General features: G+C 32.7%; 15 protein-coding genes. 11 read left to right on the plus strand and 4 right to left on the minus strand.

Annotation, left to right across the window (positions count from 1 at the left end; all coding sequences use genetic code 11):
• Together AC0L5Q_RS15290 and AC0L5Q_RS15295 are read right to left on the minus strand one after the other, a co-directional pair.
• Positions 1-1590: an XrtA system polysaccharide chain length determinant gene (locus AC0L5Q_RS15290; protein WP_473610721.1), complete on the minus strand. Its 1590-nt coding sequence runs from the start codon at positions 1588-1590 to the stop codon at positions 1-3.
• 57 nt (positions 1591-1647) lie between these two features.
• On the minus strand, positions 1648-2283 hold the full coding sequence (locus AC0L5Q_RS15295) for an XrtA/PEP-CTERM system exopolysaccharide export protein (RefSeq protein WP_473610733.1): 636 nt from the start codon (positions 2281-2283) through the stop codon (positions 1648-1650).
• A 215-nt stretch (positions 2284-2498) separates the two neighbouring features.
• Here AC0L5Q_RS15295 and AC0L5Q_RS15300 point away from each other — a divergent pair, with 215 nt between their 5' ends.
• The 9 genes from AC0L5Q_RS15300 to AC0L5Q_RS15340 all read left to right on the plus strand — a co-directional run bounded on the left by AC0L5Q_RS15300 (position 2499) and on the right by AC0L5Q_RS15340 (position 12694).
• The gene (locus tag AC0L5Q_RS15300; protein WP_473610736.1) at positions 2499-3902 is read left to right on the plus strand and encodes a TIGR03013 family XrtA/PEP-CTERM system glycosyltransferase; all 1404 of its coding nucleotides are present in this window, start codon (positions 2499-2501) and stop codon (positions 3900-3902) included.
• A gap of 33 nt (positions 3903-3935) precedes the next feature.
• Positions 3936-5138: a TIGR04063 family PEP-CTERM/XrtA system glycosyltransferase gene (locus AC0L5Q_RS15305; RefSeq protein WP_473610740.1), complete on the plus strand. Its 1203-nt coding sequence runs from the start codon at positions 3936-3938 to the stop codon at positions 5136-5138.
• Complete coding sequence (locus tag AC0L5Q_RS15310; RefSeq protein WP_473610741.1) at positions 5138-6247, plus strand: glycosyltransferase; 1110 nt, start codon at positions 5138-5140, stop codon at positions 6245-6247. Before AC0L5Q_RS15305 ends, AC0L5Q_RS15310 begins: the two co-directional genes overlap by 1 nt.
• The gene (locus tag AC0L5Q_RS15315) at positions 6247-6768 is read left to right on the plus strand and encodes a serine O-acetyltransferase (RefSeq protein ID WP_473610745.1); all 522 of its coding nucleotides are present in this window, start codon (positions 6247-6249) and stop codon (positions 6766-6768) included. The genes AC0L5Q_RS15310 and AC0L5Q_RS15315 overlap by 1 nt, the downstream gene beginning before the upstream one ends.
• Before the next feature lie 71 nt (positions 6769-6839).
• Positions 6840-7904 carry a glycosyltransferase family 2 protein gene (locus tag AC0L5Q_RS15320; protein ID WP_473610748.1) on the plus strand — a complete coding sequence of 355 codons (1065 nt, stop codon included), beginning with the start codon at positions 6840-6842 and terminating at the stop codon, positions 7902-7904.
• Complete coding sequence (locus tag AC0L5Q_RS15325) at positions 7904-9064, plus strand: hypothetical protein (RefSeq protein ID WP_473610752.1); 1161 nt, start codon at positions 7904-7906, stop codon at positions 9062-9064. The genes AC0L5Q_RS15320 and AC0L5Q_RS15325 overlap by 1 nt, the downstream gene beginning before the upstream one ends.
• A 12-nt stretch (positions 9065-9076) precedes the next feature.
• The gene (locus tag AC0L5Q_RS15330; RefSeq protein WP_473610756.1) at positions 9077-10075 is read left to right on the plus strand and encodes a polysaccharide deacetylase family protein; all 999 of its coding nucleotides are present in this window, start codon (positions 9077-9079) and stop codon (positions 10073-10075) included.
• 68 nt (positions 10076-10143) lie between these two features.
• Positions 10144-11178, plus strand: coding sequence for a glycosyltransferase family 4 protein (locus tag AC0L5Q_RS15335; RefSeq protein ID WP_473610760.1), 1035 nt, complete (start codon positions 10144-10146; stop codon positions 11176-11178).
• A gap of 10 nt (positions 11179-11188) precedes the next feature.
• Positions 11189-12694, plus strand: coding sequence for an oligosaccharide flippase family protein (locus AC0L5Q_RS15340; protein WP_473610764.1), 1506 nt, complete (start codon positions 11189-11191; stop codon positions 12692-12694).
• A 384-nt stretch (positions 12695-13078) separates the two neighbouring features.
• Here AC0L5Q_RS15340 and AC0L5Q_RS15345 read toward each other — a convergent pair whose 3' ends face one another.
• Together AC0L5Q_RS15345 and AC0L5Q_RS15350 are read right to left on the minus strand one after the other, a co-directional pair.
• Positions 13079-13588, minus strand: a complete 510-nt coding sequence (locus tag AC0L5Q_RS15345) for a GNAT family N-acetyltransferase (protein WP_473610768.1) — start codon at positions 13586-13588, stop codon at positions 13079-13081.
• Entirely contained in the window at positions 13588-14322 is a 735-nt protein-coding gene (locus AC0L5Q_RS15350; protein WP_473610772.1) for a hypothetical protein, read from the minus strand. Before AC0L5Q_RS15350 ends, AC0L5Q_RS15345 begins: the two co-directional genes overlap by 1 nt.
• A gap of 706 nt (positions 14323-15028) precedes the next feature.
• Here AC0L5Q_RS15350 and AC0L5Q_RS15355 point away from each other — a divergent pair.
• Entirely contained in the window at positions 15029-16081 is a 1053-nt protein-coding gene (locus AC0L5Q_RS15355) for an acyltransferase family protein (RefSeq protein WP_473610776.1), read from the plus strand.
• A complete protein-coding gene (locus AC0L5Q_RS15360) occupies positions 16078-17379 on the plus strand; it encodes an O-antigen ligase family protein (protein WP_473610779.1) in 1302 nt (433 codons plus the stop codon). The genes AC0L5Q_RS15355 and AC0L5Q_RS15360 overlap by 4 nt, the downstream gene beginning before the upstream one ends.
• The last annotated feature ends 425 nt before the right edge of the window (positions 17380-17804 follow it).

The raw sequence follows: 17804 nt of genomic DNA on the forward strand, positions 1-17804 counted from the left end.
TTAAAAAATCCTTCTTAACGGTGCTTTAATCATTTCAGGATAAAGTGCATATGCAATAAAAACGCATAGCAAGAGTAATAATAAAGCATTAGAAAATATAAATATCAGTGTTTTCTTTTTATGCCATTTTTGTAGTCCTAAATGCTCTGACGCAGAAACCACACCAAAAATAGGGATGCCAGTTAATCTTGATACTTGACTACTTGAGGTCACCACTGGATTAATTTGACTAACCAATAACGATAAGCCAGTTCCTGCACCAACCCCTAAAACTAACATTGCAATTGTAAGTAACAATCTTTTTGGGCCTGTTGGTTCTGCAGGTGCACGAGGTGGTTCAATTACGTTGAATTTAATCTTACTATTAGAGTCATCAGCTTGTTTAGCTAATTGGGCTGTTTCTCTTCGAGTTAATAATTCTTCGTATTTCTCTTTTGTAATATTATACCCTCTGTTTAGGGCAACCAATTCAGCTTCTATCTCAGGAAGAATATGTATTTTACTCTCTAAATCAGCAACTTCTTTTCTGTAATTTTCTGCTCTAACTGTAAATGAAGCGACTTGGTTTTCTAATTGATTAATTTGCATGAGTATACCCTGAGTAACAGGACTTTGACTCAATGAATAATTAGCATTTTCATCCGTAGATGTGGCTAAATATTTTTCAATTTCATCACTTCGTTGCTTTTTAAGGTGCGATAATCTGTTTTGTATTTCAATAATATCTGGGTGTTTATTCGTATATCTAACAAGTAAACTATCAAGTGATGTTTCAAGTTCAGATATGCGTTCGTCATACGTAGTTTCAATAGAATTATTGTTTTTAATATTATCGGGTGCTTGATTTTTTTCTGTGTTTTTATCGGGTAATTGAGCTTTAGCGGATTTAAGTTGAGTCTGAGTTTCTAGTAAACCAAGTTCAATACCTTTTAACTGATCCTTTGCAATAGTCAGTTTTTGATAATACCCACCATATTGATTAGGTAAAACATCATTATATTTTTGTTTAAAATCAGTTAATCGGTTTTCTGCAGCTAATAATCTACTTTCATATTCATTAATTTGAGTAGTTAAGAATTTTTGTGCGGAATCAGAATCGTTTCTATTTTCACCTATCGTTGTTTCGATAAATACAGTAAGCACTGCTTGAACAACATCTCGAGCCATTTCAGGATCTTTATCTTCGAAAGATATTTTGAAAATATTTTGGCGTTTTCCACCCGTTTTCTTAATAATTATATCTTCTTTTAAATCGTCAATGAGCTCTTCATATTCTTTATCGTTTTTAACACGCACATCAAAGTCTGTCATACGAGTAATACGTTCTAAATTTGCACGGCTGAGTAAAGTTTTTACCATTAACTGAATTTGAGCTTCAGTATTAGTTTCAATTGTTATGCCTTTTAGCAATGGGCCTAGAATAGATTGAGTATCAGCAAAAACGATGGCTTCAGATTCATACACATCATCTAGCTGGGCAACAAATAGCCAACCAATAGGGCAAATAATCCAAGTCGATATCATTAAATATCTACGTTTTACCCAAATACCTTTCAGATAATCTAGTATCTGTTCAATTATTTCTTGCATTCCCTACCTCTAAATATGGGATAAAATAGTAGTAAATTTTATTCGTTATAATTATATTTAAAACCAAGTTTCAGGGATCACAATAATATCGCCGGGTAGAACGTCCACATTGGCAGATATTTCACCGTTTTTAATCAAGTCCTCAATGAAAACTTGATATTGTTTTTGCACGCCGTTTTCTACTCGAACTAGTAAAGCACCATTTCCATTTGCAAACTCTGTTAATCCGCCTACACCAATCATAACATCGAGCAAAGTCATATGTTGTTTATAGTTAATTGCGCGAGGTGATGTTGCTTCACCTATAACACGTATTTGCTCGCTGAAAGGTCCATTAAATTCGTTAACAGTAACTGTTACAACAGGCTCTTTAACGTAAGTGCTTAATACTGTTTCTATAGTTCTTGCTAATTCAGTAGGTGTTTTACCTGAAACTTTAATATCTTCAACTAAAGAAGTTGTTATCATACCATCAGGTCTAACAGTAAATGTGCCTGAAACCTCAGGCTCACGCCAAACAAAAATGTTAACAACATCACCAGCACCAATTAAATATTTATAAGATGATACATCTACTGTAGTAGAAGAATGTACCGTAGCTGGGGGAAGCGTGTTAGAGCTACAACCAGATAAGAACTGGGTTGAGCATATCAAAATTGTAAGTATTAATTTTTTAATCCAGCGATTTTCCATGGTGGTAACCTTTTTATCAAAATTTAAATAGTAGATATTCATGTGATTGTATTTTATTTTCGGTTGTGATGCACATTATTTAATTGATGTTAAATAATTAATTAAATTGATACTATAAGCAAGTTAGTATCTTTACATTTGTATTGCTATGAATTCTAATATGCACCAATTTCAGAGCATTATAAGCATATTTCATAAGGGAATGTTAATTTCATATGTCTAGTCCTAAGTTTCAAGATCTGTCTACGGGTAGTAAAACAATAGTATTAGTTGAATTGCTTTTATTTGCGGGAGCGTTATTACTTACCGTTTATATCAATGACTTTTTTCATTTTATTGATAATATAAATACTCCAATTAACACACTCTTTATTTATGCTTTTGTCTTCGCTCTAGTTGTTCAACTTTCTTCTCTAGCATTAGGTTTATACGATTCAAAACTTCGTGAGAATTTTCGTGGTGTAGCTAGGCGATTATTAGTAGCTGTTGCTATTGGTTTTTTTATCGTTACTTTGATTAATCCTTTTTATGGTAACAAATCTTTGCCTGTCGATATTTTAGCGATGTCTTCACTCATGAGTTTAGTTTTAGGAGGAGGGTTTCGTTATATTACATTAAAGCTGGACTTTTTTGGTTTCAATAAAAGAAAGATATTAGTTTTAGGCGCAGGCGAAAGGGCATCTATTATTGAAAAAAGAATGAGAAGAGATGTTGATCGACAAGGCTTTCATGTGCATGGTTTTATTGTGATGGAAGGTGATTTAGATGCAGGCGTTGTTAATGAAAATCGTATTGAGTTTGATGGTTCTTTAGTTAACTACGCATTAGAACATGAAATAGATGAAATTGTAGTTGCGAGTGATGAACGACGAAACAACTTACCCGTTGATGAGTTATTTGCCTGCAAAATACGCGGTGTTGAAATTACTGAAATTTTAGACTTTATAGAAAGAGAAACGGGGCAAATTGCTGTCAATCTCATATACCCTAGCTGGGTTATATACTCTAACGGTTTCTCTTCAGCTAATCATTTACGTAATACATTAGACTGGTTTTTTAATGCGAGTATGGCGTTTACTCTTCTTTTAATCACTTGGCCTGTGATGCTTATAACTACTATATTAATTAAACTTGATGAAGGGCTTAAAGCTCCTGTTTTTTATTTTCAAGAACGAGTAGGTTTAGATGGGCAAGCTTTTAATATTATAAAATTTAGAAGTATGCGAATTGATGCTGAAAAAGACGGCGCACAAATGGCCCAATTAAATGATGATAGAACAACTAAAATAGGAAAGTTTATTCGTAAATATCGAGTAGACGAATTACCTCAAATTTATAATGTGATTAGAGGCGATATGGGCTTTGTGGGACCTCGTCCTGAAAGACCTGAATTTGTTCAGCAGTTAATTAAAAATATACCTTATTATAATGAGAGACATAATGTAAAACCCGGACTTACTGGTTGGGCACAATTAAAGTACCCATATGGCTCAACAGAAAAGGATTCTTTAGAAAAGCTTAAATATGATCTTTATTATATAAAACATAGAAGTTTTTTATTAGATTTATTAATTTTAATTAGAACAGTCGAAATAGTTTTGTTTGGTAAAGGTCGATAATTTTAGTTTTGTACGTGGTTTTAAGGATTTCATTTGAAAGTTTTACACATATTAGAATATTCACGCCCCAATATCAGTGGTTATTCATTAAGATCTGATGCCATTATTAGACATCAAAGAAAACTTGGTATTATCACTAGCCAACTTACAAGTCAGAGGTATCAAGACTTTAAGGAAATGGAAGAGAATGTAGATGGAATTATATATGAACGTACTCAAGTATCTCGATCTTTTCTAACAAAAATCCCCTTTGTTAATTATCTTCATCACATTAATCACTTAGCTAAAAGAATAGAGCAAGCTGTGCTTGCTGATAAACCTGATGTTATTCAAACACACTCACCAATGTTTAATGCTTTGGCTGCAATTAAAATAGGTAAAAAATACAATATACCTGTGACTTACGAAGTCAGAGCTTTATGGGAAGATGCTGCTGTTGATACAGGAAAAACAACTGAAGGTAGCTTAAAATATAAAACAATTAAAGCCATCGAACAAAGCGCTTTTGATAAAGCTGATGCGGTAAGTTGTATATGTAATGGCTTAAAAGAAGATTTGATAAAGCGTGGTATTCCTGAATCTAAACTTTATGTAACACCTAATGCAGTTGATATCGATAACTTTAAGCCTTTATATAAACGTAATGCTGAACTTGAAAAGTCTCTTAATTTATCTGGCAAAAAAGTGGTTGCATTTATCGGCACCTTTTTTAAATACGAAGGCTTGTCATATGCTATCGATGCAATAAACATTATTTCGAAAACTCGAGATGATATTCATCTACTACTCGTAGGTGCGGGTAATGAGCTAGAGAGCTTAAAGAAACAAGTGTCATCATTGAACTTAGACAAATTTGTCACTTTTGTTGGCAGAGTACCTTTTGAAAATGTTGGAGACTATTATAGTCTGGCTAATGTGATGGTGTTTCCTCGTGAAAGTATCAGATTAACGGAGTTAGTGACACCTCTTAAACCGTTAGAGTCGATGGCACAATTCAAGCCAGTTATTGCTTCTGATATTGGTGGTCATCGTGAACTTATAGAGCACAATAAAACAGGTTTTCTATTTGAAGCTGATAACAGTGAAGCATTAGCTAATACAATTTTAAACGTGATTGATGATGAAGAGCTTTTAACCCAAATTAGTGAAACTGGATTGGATTTTGTGACCGAAGAGAGAAACTGGTTAAATACCGCAAAACAGTATATTTCTGTTTATGAGCGACTGGCTAAATAATGTCAGCACAAAGTAAAAATATTCTAATAATCACTAATTTGTATCCTGTACCTTGGGGACCTAATCGAGCAAGTTTTAATAAGCAACAGTTCGACTTATTAGCAACAAGTAATAATGTTCAAATTGTATTGCTACTCCCTTGGACTGAATGGTTCAAGAATAGAGGGGTCTGTAAGTCGAATAATAATCTGCAATATTGTCCATATTTTTATATCCCCAAAATAGGTCGACGGTTGGTTCCTTTTTTTCAATCTATTTCATTGTTTTTTAAACTACCTTGGATGAAAAAACAAAAATCAGATGTTTTATATTCATCTTGGGGATTTCCTGATGCAGTAGCTTCATCTATGATCAATAAATGGTTAAAATTACCTTTATTTGTAAAAGTACACGGTACTGATGTAAATGAAAACACGCTATTCTCTGCAAGACGTAAATTAATGAGAAAATGGCTCTCGAAATCTAATACTATATTCTGTGCCAGCCAAGCTTTAGCTAATTCACTTGAAAACACAGGCATTGCTAAAGAAAAATTACTTGTGAATTATAACGGTGTAAATCGAGATATATTTTATCCAAACACCCAATCAACTAATGAAAAGCGTATTATATTTGTTGGTAGTTTAATCCCCACGAAAGGCCTAAATGAGCTTGTATTAGCTTTTACCGAAGTGCAAAAATACCATCCTGATGCAATCCTAGATATTATAGGTGAAGGTCCGTTAAAAGAATCGATTAACCAATGTACTCAAGCAGAAAGTTTAAATATTAATGTACATGGTTCAATTCCATTAAATGTTGTGGCTGAAAAGATTAGAGCCAGTTCGTTGCTTGTTTTGCCAAGCTACCGAGAAGGCGTACCTAATGTATTACTTGAGGCTTTTGCATGCGGAGTTCCCGTTGTTGCTACTGCTGTTGGCGGTATACCGGAAGTAGTAACTGAGGATGTAGGATTGTTGGTTGAATCTAAAAATACAGCTCAACTAGAAAAAGCAATTACCGAAGCTCTAACTATTGAATGGGAAAAAAGTAAAATATTGGAGCATTCGAGAAGGTTTGATTGGCAAAAAAACGTAGAGTGTGTTCTACAAAGAATGGAAGTAGCCTAATGCAATACCTAAAAAGTGATATAAAACGTAAAAAACAAATTTTAATGGGCGAAGGATATCAAGTATCTACCTTTAGAACCTTAGTGAGTGACGGCACTTCGGCTAACTTTCTATACAGAATTACCCAGTTTTTAATGAAGTACCGTTTATCTCCTATTGCGTTAATTACCCTTTGGTTAAATAGAGTGATTAATGGCTGTGTTATTGGCGCTCAAGCAACGTTTGATAAAGGCTTTGTTATAATGCATCCTGTAGGTGTAGTTATAAATTCAAAAGTATGCGGTGGAATCGATATTACCGTTGAAAGTGGTGTAGTTATTGGTGACGAAAAAGGCAAAGCTCCGCTATTAGGGAATAACATTTTTATTGGAGCAGGAGCAAAGATTATTGGTGGTATTACTATTGGTGACAACGTTAAAGTTGGTGCTAATGCTGTTGTAATTAAAGACGTGCCGAGTAATGTAACTGTTGTTGGTATTCCCGCAAGAATAATTAATAAATCTCAGGAAAAAAAATGCTAACCCTATTTTGGATCTCTTTAGCGCTATTGGTATATTCGTATTTTATTTTCCCTTTATTGTTGAAGATATTTGTGACGCCAAAAAGTATTGTAAGTGCTGATCTTAAAGAATACCCTGATGTTGATATTATTATTGCAGCGTATAACGAAGAGTCATGTATAAAAGAACGTATTGAAAATGCTTTAGCTCAAAATTATAAAGGCAATTTAAATGTTCTTGTTGCATCCGACGGTAGTAAAGATAATACCGGTGCTATAATTACAAGTTTCACTGATCCCAGAGTTAAAGCCTTTAATTTTGAAGAGAACCGAGGGAAAATATCAATTCTTAATGATCTGGTTTCTGAATCAAAAGCAGAATTCTTAGTTTTCACTGATGCAAATACCGAATTTGAAACTAATGCCGTTAATATACTGATAAACAGTTTTTCTGAAAAAACAGGTGCAGTTTCTGGCGAGCTTATATTAATTACCGATGATGGTAACCAAAATAAAGATGGTCTCTATTGGAAGTACGAACAATTCCTTAAAAAATGTGAGTCTGCGCTAGGTGGTATATTAGGTGCAAACGGTGCTATTTATGCCATTCGAAAAGAGTTATATATCCCTTTATCTAAAGACACGATTGTTGATGACTTTTGTATTGCAATGAATGTTAAAAAGCAGGGCTATGAGGTTTTATATAATGATAAAGCAATAGCTTCTGAAGAGGTTGCCCCATCTTTATATGATGAAGTAGGTCGTCGAGTAAGAATTGGTGTTGGTAATTATAAAGCTTTTAATAGTAATTTATGGGCTTTATTGCCAACACAGGGGTGGTTTAGTTTTTGTTATTGGTCTCATAAAGTTTTTCGATGGTATGCGCCTCATTTAATGATTTTAGTATTCATATCTAACTTATTTTTATTAAGTAGCCCTTTATATATGATTTTATTGATTGGGCAAATCGCTTTTTATGCAACTGGATGGCATGGAACAAAAAAAATTAGTCAAGGTATTAAAGTTGGTAGTATAGTCGCTATTATTAGCTTCTTTTTATCTATGAATACGGCATTAGGCAAAGGCTTTTTATTATTTTTAAAAGGTCAAAAGAACGGCGGTTGGCAACGAACAGCAAGACAAGGGGAAACTAAATAATGTTAGGCTTTATCACGGTACTATTATTGTTAGCCGCAAGTACTTTATTTTGGCTAGTATTAAAAAAGAAGAATATGAATCTTTGGTTTTTTTCATATTTAAAAGGTCTTTTTAATAAACCTTACACGAACAAACCTATCCATGTTTTATTTTGTTTTGTTGATCATTATGAACCGCAGTGGAGGAATGATGATATTGAGATTGAACGTGCTAGAGTTGACCGGTGGTTTAAAGATTATCCTTTAATGGCTGAACAGCATAAAGATTCCGATGGAATTATGCCAAAGCATTGCTTTTTCTATCCACAAGAAGAATATCGCCATGAACATTTAGCTAAATTATCAGACATGTGCTTTAGAGGTTTTGGTGAAATAGAAATACATTTACACCATCATGACGATACTGCTGAAAATTTCTCTGCAGTAATGACAAGTTTTGCTCATACATTGCATCATGATCATGGTGCTTTACCTGTACATCCAGAAACAGGGCAAATAATGTACGCATTTATACATGGTAATTGGGCATTAGATAACTCATTACCAGACGGAAGCCAGTGTGGAATTGATAACGAGTTAAGTTTATTAAAAGAAACCGGTTGTTATGTGGATATGACATTACCATCAGCCCCGAGTCCAGCTCAAACAAAGAAAATTAATTCTATTTATTATGCAACTGGAAAACCAAACGAATGCAAGGCGCATGATGATGGGGTGGATGTTGAAGTAGGAAAAGATCCATCAGGAGATTTAATGCTTATACAAGGTCCTTTAGGACTAGCAATGAAATGGCGTACACCTAAAGGCTTACCGAGGATCGAAAATTCTGATATTCGTAAAACAATGCCACCAATTAAATCTCGTGTAGATCAATGGATAAATTCTCATATTCATGTAAAAGGTAAGCCTGAGTGGGTGTTTGTTAAAATTCATACGCATGGTACTCAAGAGGGAGATATGGATACTTTACTTGGGCAGCCCCGACATGAAATGCATACTTATTTAGAAACAAAATATAATGATAAAGAAAACTATTTTTTGCATTATGTATCGGCAAGAGAAATGTATAACATAGCTAAGGCCGCTGAAGCTGGTAAAGAAGGAAACCCAAACTTATATAGGGATTTCATACTTAATAAGCCATTATTTAAAGCACTATAAGTATAAAGCCATATGCTTCGACACAGACTGAAACAGATAACTAAAAAAACATTAAGATTAACAGGCTTATATAATATTTTGTGGAGGTTTATTCCGAATGGTGTATACGTTTTTAACTACCACCGAATAGGGGATAAAAACACCTGTGAATTTGACCGTGAAGTTTTTTCATGTACAGCTGAAGGTTTTGATCAACAATGCCAATTCATTAAAGCTAACTTTAAGGTTATTTCTTCAGAGGAGTTAATCAGTATTCGCAAAGAAGGTAAGTGTGAAAGCAATAAATACGCCTTGATAACATTTGATGACGGATATATAGATAATTACAGTGAAGCTTTTCCTATTTTAAAAAAATATAATATACCTGCTACTTTTTACGTGGCAACTAATTTTGTCAATAATGATTTAATACCTTGGTGGGATGAAATCGCTTATATTTTGAGGAAGTCTCAGGGTATGAGCTACCAATTGCCGACACAGTCTATTACTTACGAATTAAAGTCAGACGAAATAGAATCTGTTATTAGTCGTGTTATTTATGACGCTAAGCGATTACAGAGTGTTACAGTTATTGAAGTGCTAGACGATATACGATCGACATTTTCGTCGTATTTAGACGATTTTAAAAACCAAAAACATAATCTATTTATGAATTGGGAGCAGTTAATAGAGATGAGTTCATCAGGTATGAAAATTGGTTCTCATACGCTATCACATCAAATGTTATCGCAATTATCTGATGTATCCCAAGAGTACGAATTAATGCACTCTAAGAAAATAATAGAGGATAACCTCACGGGAAAAATTGAATCCGTCGTTTATCCTGTAGGGAGAAAGCATTGCTATACTGAGAGAACTTGTCAATTGGCAGCATTATCTGGGTATACATTTGGCTTTAATAACGAACCCGGCCGTATTACTAATACCTCTAACCCTCATGATTTAAATCGTTATTGTATCGGGTCTAATGATATTGTAGAGCTAAAATTGACCGTACTTTTTCACTTATAATGGTGTATCATTCACACTAACTTTATTGTACTAAATAATCGAAATATATTATTTTTTTAGGTGTGCAGATGCGTATTCTACATGTAGTTAGTAGCCTTAATGTTGGTGGGGCAGAACGATTTGTTATAGATTTAGCGATAGAACAAAATAATTCACTAAAACTCAAACCTAGTTTTTTGTCTATGGGGAAAAAAGATGAACCCCTAGAAAGAGAAATAGAAAAAACATATTTACACTTATTTCATGCAACAAGTATTAAAGAGCTAAAAATAATCCTCAAAAAATACGATGTTGTTCATGTACATAGTAGTCATTGTTTATTGCGGATTCTTTTAGCTAGCCTATTTAACCCTATTCGTGTTGTTTATACGCGCCATAATGAAAAAGTTCATACATCTATCAAATGGAGATTAGTTTACTTATTAGCTTATTATAAGCTTCATAAAATGGTGTTTGTAGCCGAAAAAGCTAAATCGAAATATCTCAAAGTATATCCTAAGTTTATAAGTAAAGCGCAAACTGTATTAAATGGTGTACTTCCCATAGATAAGACAAAAAACAAGAGTGATCGTATACGAATATCTCATGTCGGGCGTTTTGTCCCACTGAAATCACAGCATGTGCTTATCGAAGCTCTTGAGCAACTACCTGATAACCTTAAAAGCAAAATTGACATATATTTTTATGGTACAGGAGAGTTGTTAAATATAAATAAAGAACTCGCAAGCTTAAAAATACCAAACGTTACAGTGAACTTTAAAGGTTTTGTGACTGATCGTAATGAAATATACAAAAATACTGACATATTAGTTGTTACCTCTGAAACTGAAGGTTTATCTTTGGCTATTCTTGAAGCTTTAGCTAGCGGAACACCTGTTATTGCTAGTAATGTTGGTGGTAATCCTGAGCTAGTTAAAGATAATGTTAACGGATTCCTTTATGAATATTCGGATTATCATACTTTAGCAAGGAAGATTATTGCATTAATTGAAAATCCAGCGCTATATGAAAAATTTAGTATCGAGAGTGTCAGATTATATCGGCAGGGCTTTTCTATGAGTAAATGTGCAAAGCAATACTTTACTTGTTACCAATATGAATAATTTATAAAACATGAGAACTTCTGTACAAGCAGCAATGTCAGCAATTAATTTATATAGTGAGTATTTTTTAGGACTTATTATATCTTTAACAATCGCTCGCAATTTAACGACCGATGATTACGGCGTATATTCAAGTATTATATGGATTTCAGGATTAGTCACGCTCGCAATTAACTCAGGATTAGGTATAAATGCTACTAAGTTTATTGCAGAATTTACTAAGCGTGATCCCAAATCTCTGCCAGCTATAGTTGCGTATTTTTGGAGAATTCAGCATATTCGTATCCTTATTGTTAGTGCTATCGCCTTAGTTATATTGCTATCTAGTTACGGTAATACAAATATAGAGCCATGGTTATTAACTACGCTTTTCATTTGTGCAGTCATTAAAGCCGATTATATGTTTAGAATGGCTGTTTTTAAAGGAGTAAAAAAGTTTGATGTTATTGCTAAAACTAGTGTAATTGCAAATCCTTTTAACATTGCTTTAGTTTTATTATGTGCATATCTAGATGCAACATTGAATAATTTTATTTTAGTGTATTGTGTTGCATGCTTAATATACGGTGTAAGCGCTCGGCTTTATACAAAGCAATTACCGAGTAGACAATGGGACAATGGTATTGTTCAGGAGCATAAAAAAAGAATAGTCATTCAAATGTTATCTGCAACTGGAATAGTGTTTTTTGGTACATTGATATTTAAACAAAGTCAGGTGTTAGTTTTAGAAAAAAGTGACTTTTTTACTGAGGCAGGGTTCTTTAACATTGCTTTTCTATTGTCTACAGCCGCAATCACGCTGGTTCCTGGTATTTATCAAGAAATACTTCTACCTAAAATAACTGATGCAGTTGAAAATGGCGATGTTAAGAGTCAAGTAGAGCAAGCCGAACGTTATTTAATAACATTATCTATGGCAGTAGCTATACCTATGGTTATATATGCTGATGTAATTATTGAGGTGCTATATGGTGAACGGTATCAAGAGGCCGCTTTTAGTTTACAAATCATGGTCGTTCTGAAAGCAATTATGACATTAAATCAAGGTGCTAACTTAACGTTAATTAGTCATGATAAACAGTTTGATATGGTCAAAGTTAATGCTGGAATGTTTGTTTTTGCAATGATCCTTAGCCTTTTTATTGTGCCGTTTATGGGGCTAACAGGTGCTTTAATTGTGTACGGAACATTAGTGTTTATACTTCTATTTTCATATAGTATGTTGGCAAGAAGCTGTAAATACAAAATGATTTCTGTAAATAATTTATTAAGAATTATAGTTCCTGCACTTATTTCAACAGGAGCTCCTTTAATTATAAATCAATTTTTATCGGGGATTTTATCTTCTATTATCGGGTCTATTAGTTTTGTTGTTTTATATTTTTACTTGCTTTTTATTTTTAGAGGTTATGATAGGTCGGTAGTGTATATATTAAAGCAAATAGAGCCTAAATCTCCGAAAAAAATAAAGGTATACATTAATTGGGGAATAAAACAGCTAATGAATACAAAGTGACTCCTTTGACTGTTTTATCTATAGTAACCCTAATTCGGGATAAGTAATTATGCCTAATATTGATATTTAATCACCTACATCGTTGCCTACATGGATGCAGGTATTTGGTTTTTATCGGGAATAAAAATGCCTTATGCGAATAAACTCCAACATTAGGAAGCAATGAATGTATTATTTTGGATAAGTATTTATTTGAATTTTCATCTTTTACTTATAAATCATAAGATTAAAAAAATCATTATCCCGAGTTCGGGTTATAGTAGTCAATTGAAAGTAACTATTGAAGGGGAATTCTATAGGTATTATTCATGCTCGAATTTAAGCAGACAATATCCCCTAAAAATTGGGTAACTGTCAGATTAGGTCTGAGCTACTACAATGACACTATAACAAATCATTTTCGCGCTCGTAATAGCCTGTTTTATCACCAAAGCCTGCTTTAGCTATTACCTTTTGCATAGCAAAGTTATCTTCTTTAGTATCTATGAAAATATTTTCAATAGCGTATTTCGTAAATAATACTTGTATACAAGATTTCAAGCTATATGTAGCAATTCCTTTTCCTTGAAAATTAGGATCTGTGTTAACCGGGCCAATTACACAATCATTCTTTCTAATGGTGTAATGATTACAATACCCAAAAGTAACCTCTCCATCAGAAACTATATTATCACCCATACGAGTAAAGTAGATAACCTTACGAGTAATTAATGTTTTTAAAAATAATTTAAATAAGGTGTTAGATATCTTAAAATAATTTATAAGTGGAAATAGATGCAGAAAAAAATCTAAAAAATTTGAAATAGTAAAAAATGACAATTCTTTATTCTCTATGTCATTATCTTTTAGTTCGATTGTATTTACATTCAGCTTATAGATATACTGTTTTGGCATTATAGACTCCAAATAACGCGATGAGGTAAAAAGCTAAACTTTTTCTTAAACCTTTTCAATGTTGGTGATGCACCTATATAGCCCCCATAAGTATATGCCTTGATATGTGTGTGATTTTGAATTACATACTCAGCAATAGATGTTATCAAAAGTGGTGTAACACCATTTTTTTGGTGATCTGCATGACCATAGTAATGTGATAGCTCAATAACATCTCCTGCTAAAAAACACCCTGCGTAAGCAACTAATTCATTTTTTTCACTGAAGACTCCAAAATATGGATAATCATGAGTATTGGTTTTACTTTTTGGGTTGCTGTGTTTTGTTGGGCGTTTATTTACAAAGTCATCCGGCATTTTGCCTTGACGCACAGACGTAGATTTACGGATATCCCATACACCATCTAAATATTCATTAAAATTAATTCGCTCAAACGTATATCCAAGCCTTTTAGCTTTTTTAATATTGCGTCTACCTGAGCTTTCAATACCCTTTAAATAAAGTTCAAAATCACCATTTAATTCACAAACAGCAACACCTCTTGTTAGTTTACCAAATAAAGGCATTTTAGGGTGTTTAGCTGTAGCATCTTTATAATATTTGCGTGTCATTGACTCAAAGAAAGGCTCATTTCCTTTAGTTTTATCTAATTGAAGAGATAATTGAATTGTCGGGCTATTGAATACTATATGATATAAATTTTTAAAAGATTGATACTTTTCTGATAAATTCATTAAAATCTATTCCTAATTTGATTGTGAACCTAAATCATTTGAGTTGATATAAATAATTCAATTATAATGATATTTGAGTTGGGTGCACAAACTAAATATCACAAACCAATCTTTGATAAACATATACCCATTATCACTCAAGATGCGTATTTCAGAGTGCTTGAATTTATATCGTTCAAGCGCTTCTCCGATGGGTCTAAAAACAATTTATGCATCGTTATTAACTTTAGTCAGGGAATAACCATGACGTAAACTTAATGCCTTGCATACATGGATGCATGTACTTAGGTTTCGTTTGGAACGTGAAATCTGTGCGTAAATTGTTTTTAGTTCCCATTGAAACCTACATCTTGAATGATAACGGGTATATATCTACGTTATGCATCTTATATCCATTAAAATTAAAAAACGCGCTATTAATAATTGATAAGCCATAAAATATACGCTCATTATATATTATAAAGCGTACTTTTTGCTAAAGGCTTTGGAGCCATATAGATAAACATTGTAAAAATCTAGATGTATGAATAAAAATGAAGCTTTAGAATAAATTACTAAAAAACTTTGTTTAAGCTGACCTTTATTTAACCGGAAATTTGGTTCAAGTCTAAGCTACTGTAAACCATTCTTATAATCACTGGACAATGACTGTTCAGAAACTTATCCTCTATATTAATAGATAAATATAAGGGTAATAAATAATTTAATGCAAAAAAAAAATTTAAACGCTCAAACGTTCAGAATGCGTGATATTAACCTAGATGCTGTAAAAGGATTGTTAATCTTATTTATTGTTATAGAGCATAATTCACTTTTAACTGATAATTACCTTTGGATACGCCCTTTTAGCGATGCATTTGCTGCGGCCTGTTTTCTAACTTTTACTTTTATCTGGCCTATTAAAAATACTGTCTCATTCACTGCGTATTGTGATAAACATTTTTCATATTGGTGGCCTTTTTTTCTATTTGTCACATTTACAAGTATCTTAAATTTATTTTTTTATAATGTTAACTCTATTGATTTCTTTTCAATACAATACTTAAAGGCGTTATTCATTTCGTCACCTTCAGATATCAAAGTTGCTTCTGGCTTTATGTACTTTTGGTTTATACCGTGTCTTTGTGCTCTATATGTATTAAGATTTTTTGAACAAAAGGTGGGGAGCTATTCTTTCTTTATAACTATACCATTATGGGCAACAATTGGTTTAATCGATGAAAATATATTAATTAATATACCATTTTCTCTACATGTTATTGCCTTCATATTCTTTTTAGGCCAATTATATTCTCGGCTTAATGGCTTTTTATTATTGCGTAATAATAAAGTTAAATACATTATTGTTATTATCTTTTTGGGATTTTCGATTGCTACTCCTTTTGTTGGTTGGGAGTTGTTTTTAGCTGCAGGTGTAATTCCTTCATTTAAGGAGCCTTTACTTTTACTTTTTTATTCAATATTTATTTTGATTGCTATTCCCGGACTCTATCATTTAACATATATGTTACCTAAATTTTTAGTGAAGTTTTTCAGCTATTTAGGAGGGATTAGTTTAACTATATACTTAATACATCCAATATTATATATACTTATGACTCAGATATTAAAATTGATTAATCACCCAGAATTATCATTTTTAATCACCATTAGTGGATGCTTAATTATAGGGTACACTATTGAACAAACATCCACGTTTAAAAAAGTTTTATTTCCTAAAACATTAAGTTCTTTATCCAAAATTGGAAAGTATAAATGATGGGATATTTTATTCTCGCGCTTACAATTGTTATCTATCTCATACGTCCTGCTGAGTGGATTTCTGTATTGCATTTTAACTGGAATATGCTTCTTACTGCTTTCGGTATTATCATCATATTTTGGTCATTTCTAAATAAAAGTTACCAAGATAAATATGATAGAAGCACTCAATTTTTAATTTTATTTGTTTGTTCGATGTTACTTTCCAATATTTTTAATGGGCAGTTTTCAACTATCGGTAATTATTTGTCTCAGATGATATTTATTTTAGTGGTTTATTCTTTGGTGCAACTTTGCATTAATACAAGATCACAGGTTGATAATTTTATTTTATTAATTGTATTATTAATTTTATTTATTTGTTATCAGTGTTACCTACAAGTTACTGTAGGTATGAGCTGGGGAGGGTTAGAACCTCTTTCTCGAGGTTTAGTTTCGAGCATTGATTCAGAAACAGGAATAAGTACACAAAGAGAATTACAAGTTATTTGGTATGGGATACTTCAAGATCCAAATGATTTAGGAATGCTTTTAATCGCATTTTCACCTTATATATTTAATCGGATTTTTTATCAAAAACTTAGTTTTATCAAAAAAATGTTTTGGTTTATTACACTATTAATCACTTGTTACACTATCATTTTAACTAATTCTCGTGGTTCAATGTTGTCTCTTATAGGTGGCCTTGGATTCTTTTATATCCTTAAAAAACGTTCAATGACTGGATATATTTTAGCAGGGGTTGTTACTATTGCTCTATTGTCTTTAGCTCCATCAAGAATGGGAGAATTAGGCAGTGGAGATCATAGTGCTATGGGCCGTGTTTATGCCTGGATACTTGCTCTTGAACTGTTAGCTATGAATCCTTTATTTGGTATTGGAGCAACACACTTTTTAGATTACCATAGCCTTACAACACATAATAGCTATGTGTTAGCAATGGTTGAAAATGGTATTGTTGGTTTTTTTGGTTACTGTAGTCTGATTTCTATAGCTGTTTATACCATGATCAAAGTAGCCTATTCTTTGGAAGATAAACAACGTAGTACGGAAGTTATTTCGTTGGTGAGTGGTATGATAGGTATTCTCATATCTATATTCTTTATTTCTCGTACATACGCATTATTACCTTATTTATATATAGCGATTATGATGGTATATATTAGAGTTTATTGTCCTGAACTGCATAGTAAGCATATTAAATCTTTATCGTTTCTAAAGTTGGGAATTATAAGTTTCGGTTTTATTATATTTGTGTACATATTTAATCGATTGGCTACAAGTATATTAAGCTAAATTTTTACCTAATGGTTAAACAGCATTAAACCTAACAGCAAGTCGATAATCATTGAGCTTAGGGTTTATAGCTTTAACAGCTTTTACTGCGTATGAAAGTACGGCATGGAAGGCTAATACTGACATCTAGATTTAAATTGCTTTTAGCGTGCAACTTTTTTAAACGCCGATTTTTATCTTTGAGCTCTTCATTCTTGCCATATATGATGCCCTTCATACCACCGAATATAGAACAATGAGTTCTCAGGGGATGTTCACGGAATCGTCTGGAGGAGAGGGCTTATCTTCGTATAATTTATCTGGCAATCCTCGGCCTAATTGAGCAATAACTCAGGTATCGAGGACGTTCCCAGTAAACTTTTTTGCAACTATTTCATCTTTATAATTGATGCTAAAGTGAAATTTAAATCTATCCTCAAAGTGTC

The sequence above is a fragment of the Pseudocolwellia sp. G5-9 genome, from assembly GCF_055808995.1.

Excerpts from the sequence above, each read along its gene's own strand:
- AC0L5Q_RS15315 (WP_473610745.1), top strand. The coding sequence starts at position 6,247 with ATGCAATACCTAAAAAGTGATATAAAACGTAAAAAACAAATTTTAATG.
- AC0L5Q_RS15340 (WP_473610764.1), top strand. The coding sequence starts at position 11,189 with ATGAGAACTTCTGTACAAGCAGCAATGTCAGCAATTAATTTATATAGT.
- AC0L5Q_RS15325 (WP_473610752.1), top strand. The coding sequence starts at position 7,904 with ATGTTAGGCTTTATCACGGTACTATTATTGTTAGCCGCAAGTACTTTA.
- AC0L5Q_RS15330 (WP_473610756.1), top strand. The coding sequence starts at position 9,077 with ATGCTTCGACACAGACTGAAACAGATAACTAAAAAAACATTAAGATTA.
- AC0L5Q_RS15350 (WP_473610772.1), bottom strand. The coding sequence starts at position 14,322 with ATGAATTTATCAGAAAAGTATCAATCTTTTAAAAATTTATATCATATA.
- AC0L5Q_RS15360 (WP_473610779.1), top strand. The coding sequence starts at position 16,078 with ATGATGGGATATTTTATTCTCGCGCTTACAATTGTTATCTATCTCATA.
- AC0L5Q_RS15310 (WP_473610741.1), top strand. The coding sequence starts at position 5,138 with ATGTCAGCACAAAGTAAAAATATTCTAATAATCACTAATTTGTATCCT.
- AC0L5Q_RS15335 (WP_473610760.1), top strand. The coding sequence starts at position 10,144 with ATGCGTATTCTACATGTAGTTAGTAGCCTTAATGTTGGTGGGGCAGAA.
- AC0L5Q_RS15345 (WP_473610768.1), bottom strand. The coding sequence starts at position 13,588 with ATGCCAAAACAGTATATCTATAAGCTGAATGTAAATACAATCGAACTA.
- AC0L5Q_RS15290 (WP_473610721.1), bottom strand. The coding sequence starts at position 1,590 with ATGCAAGAAATAATTGAACAGATACTAGATTATCTGAAAGGTATTTGG.
- AC0L5Q_RS15300 (WP_473610736.1), top strand. The coding sequence starts at position 2,499 with ATGTCTAGTCCTAAGTTTCAAGATCTGTCTACGGGTAGTAAAACAATA.
- AC0L5Q_RS15355 (WP_473610776.1), top strand. The coding sequence starts at position 15,029 with ATGCAAAAAAAAAATTTAAACGCTCAAACGTTCAGAATGCGTGATATT.
- AC0L5Q_RS15295 (WP_473610733.1), bottom strand. The coding sequence starts at position 2,283 with ATGGAAAATCGCTGGATTAAAAAATTAATACTTACAATTTTGATATGC.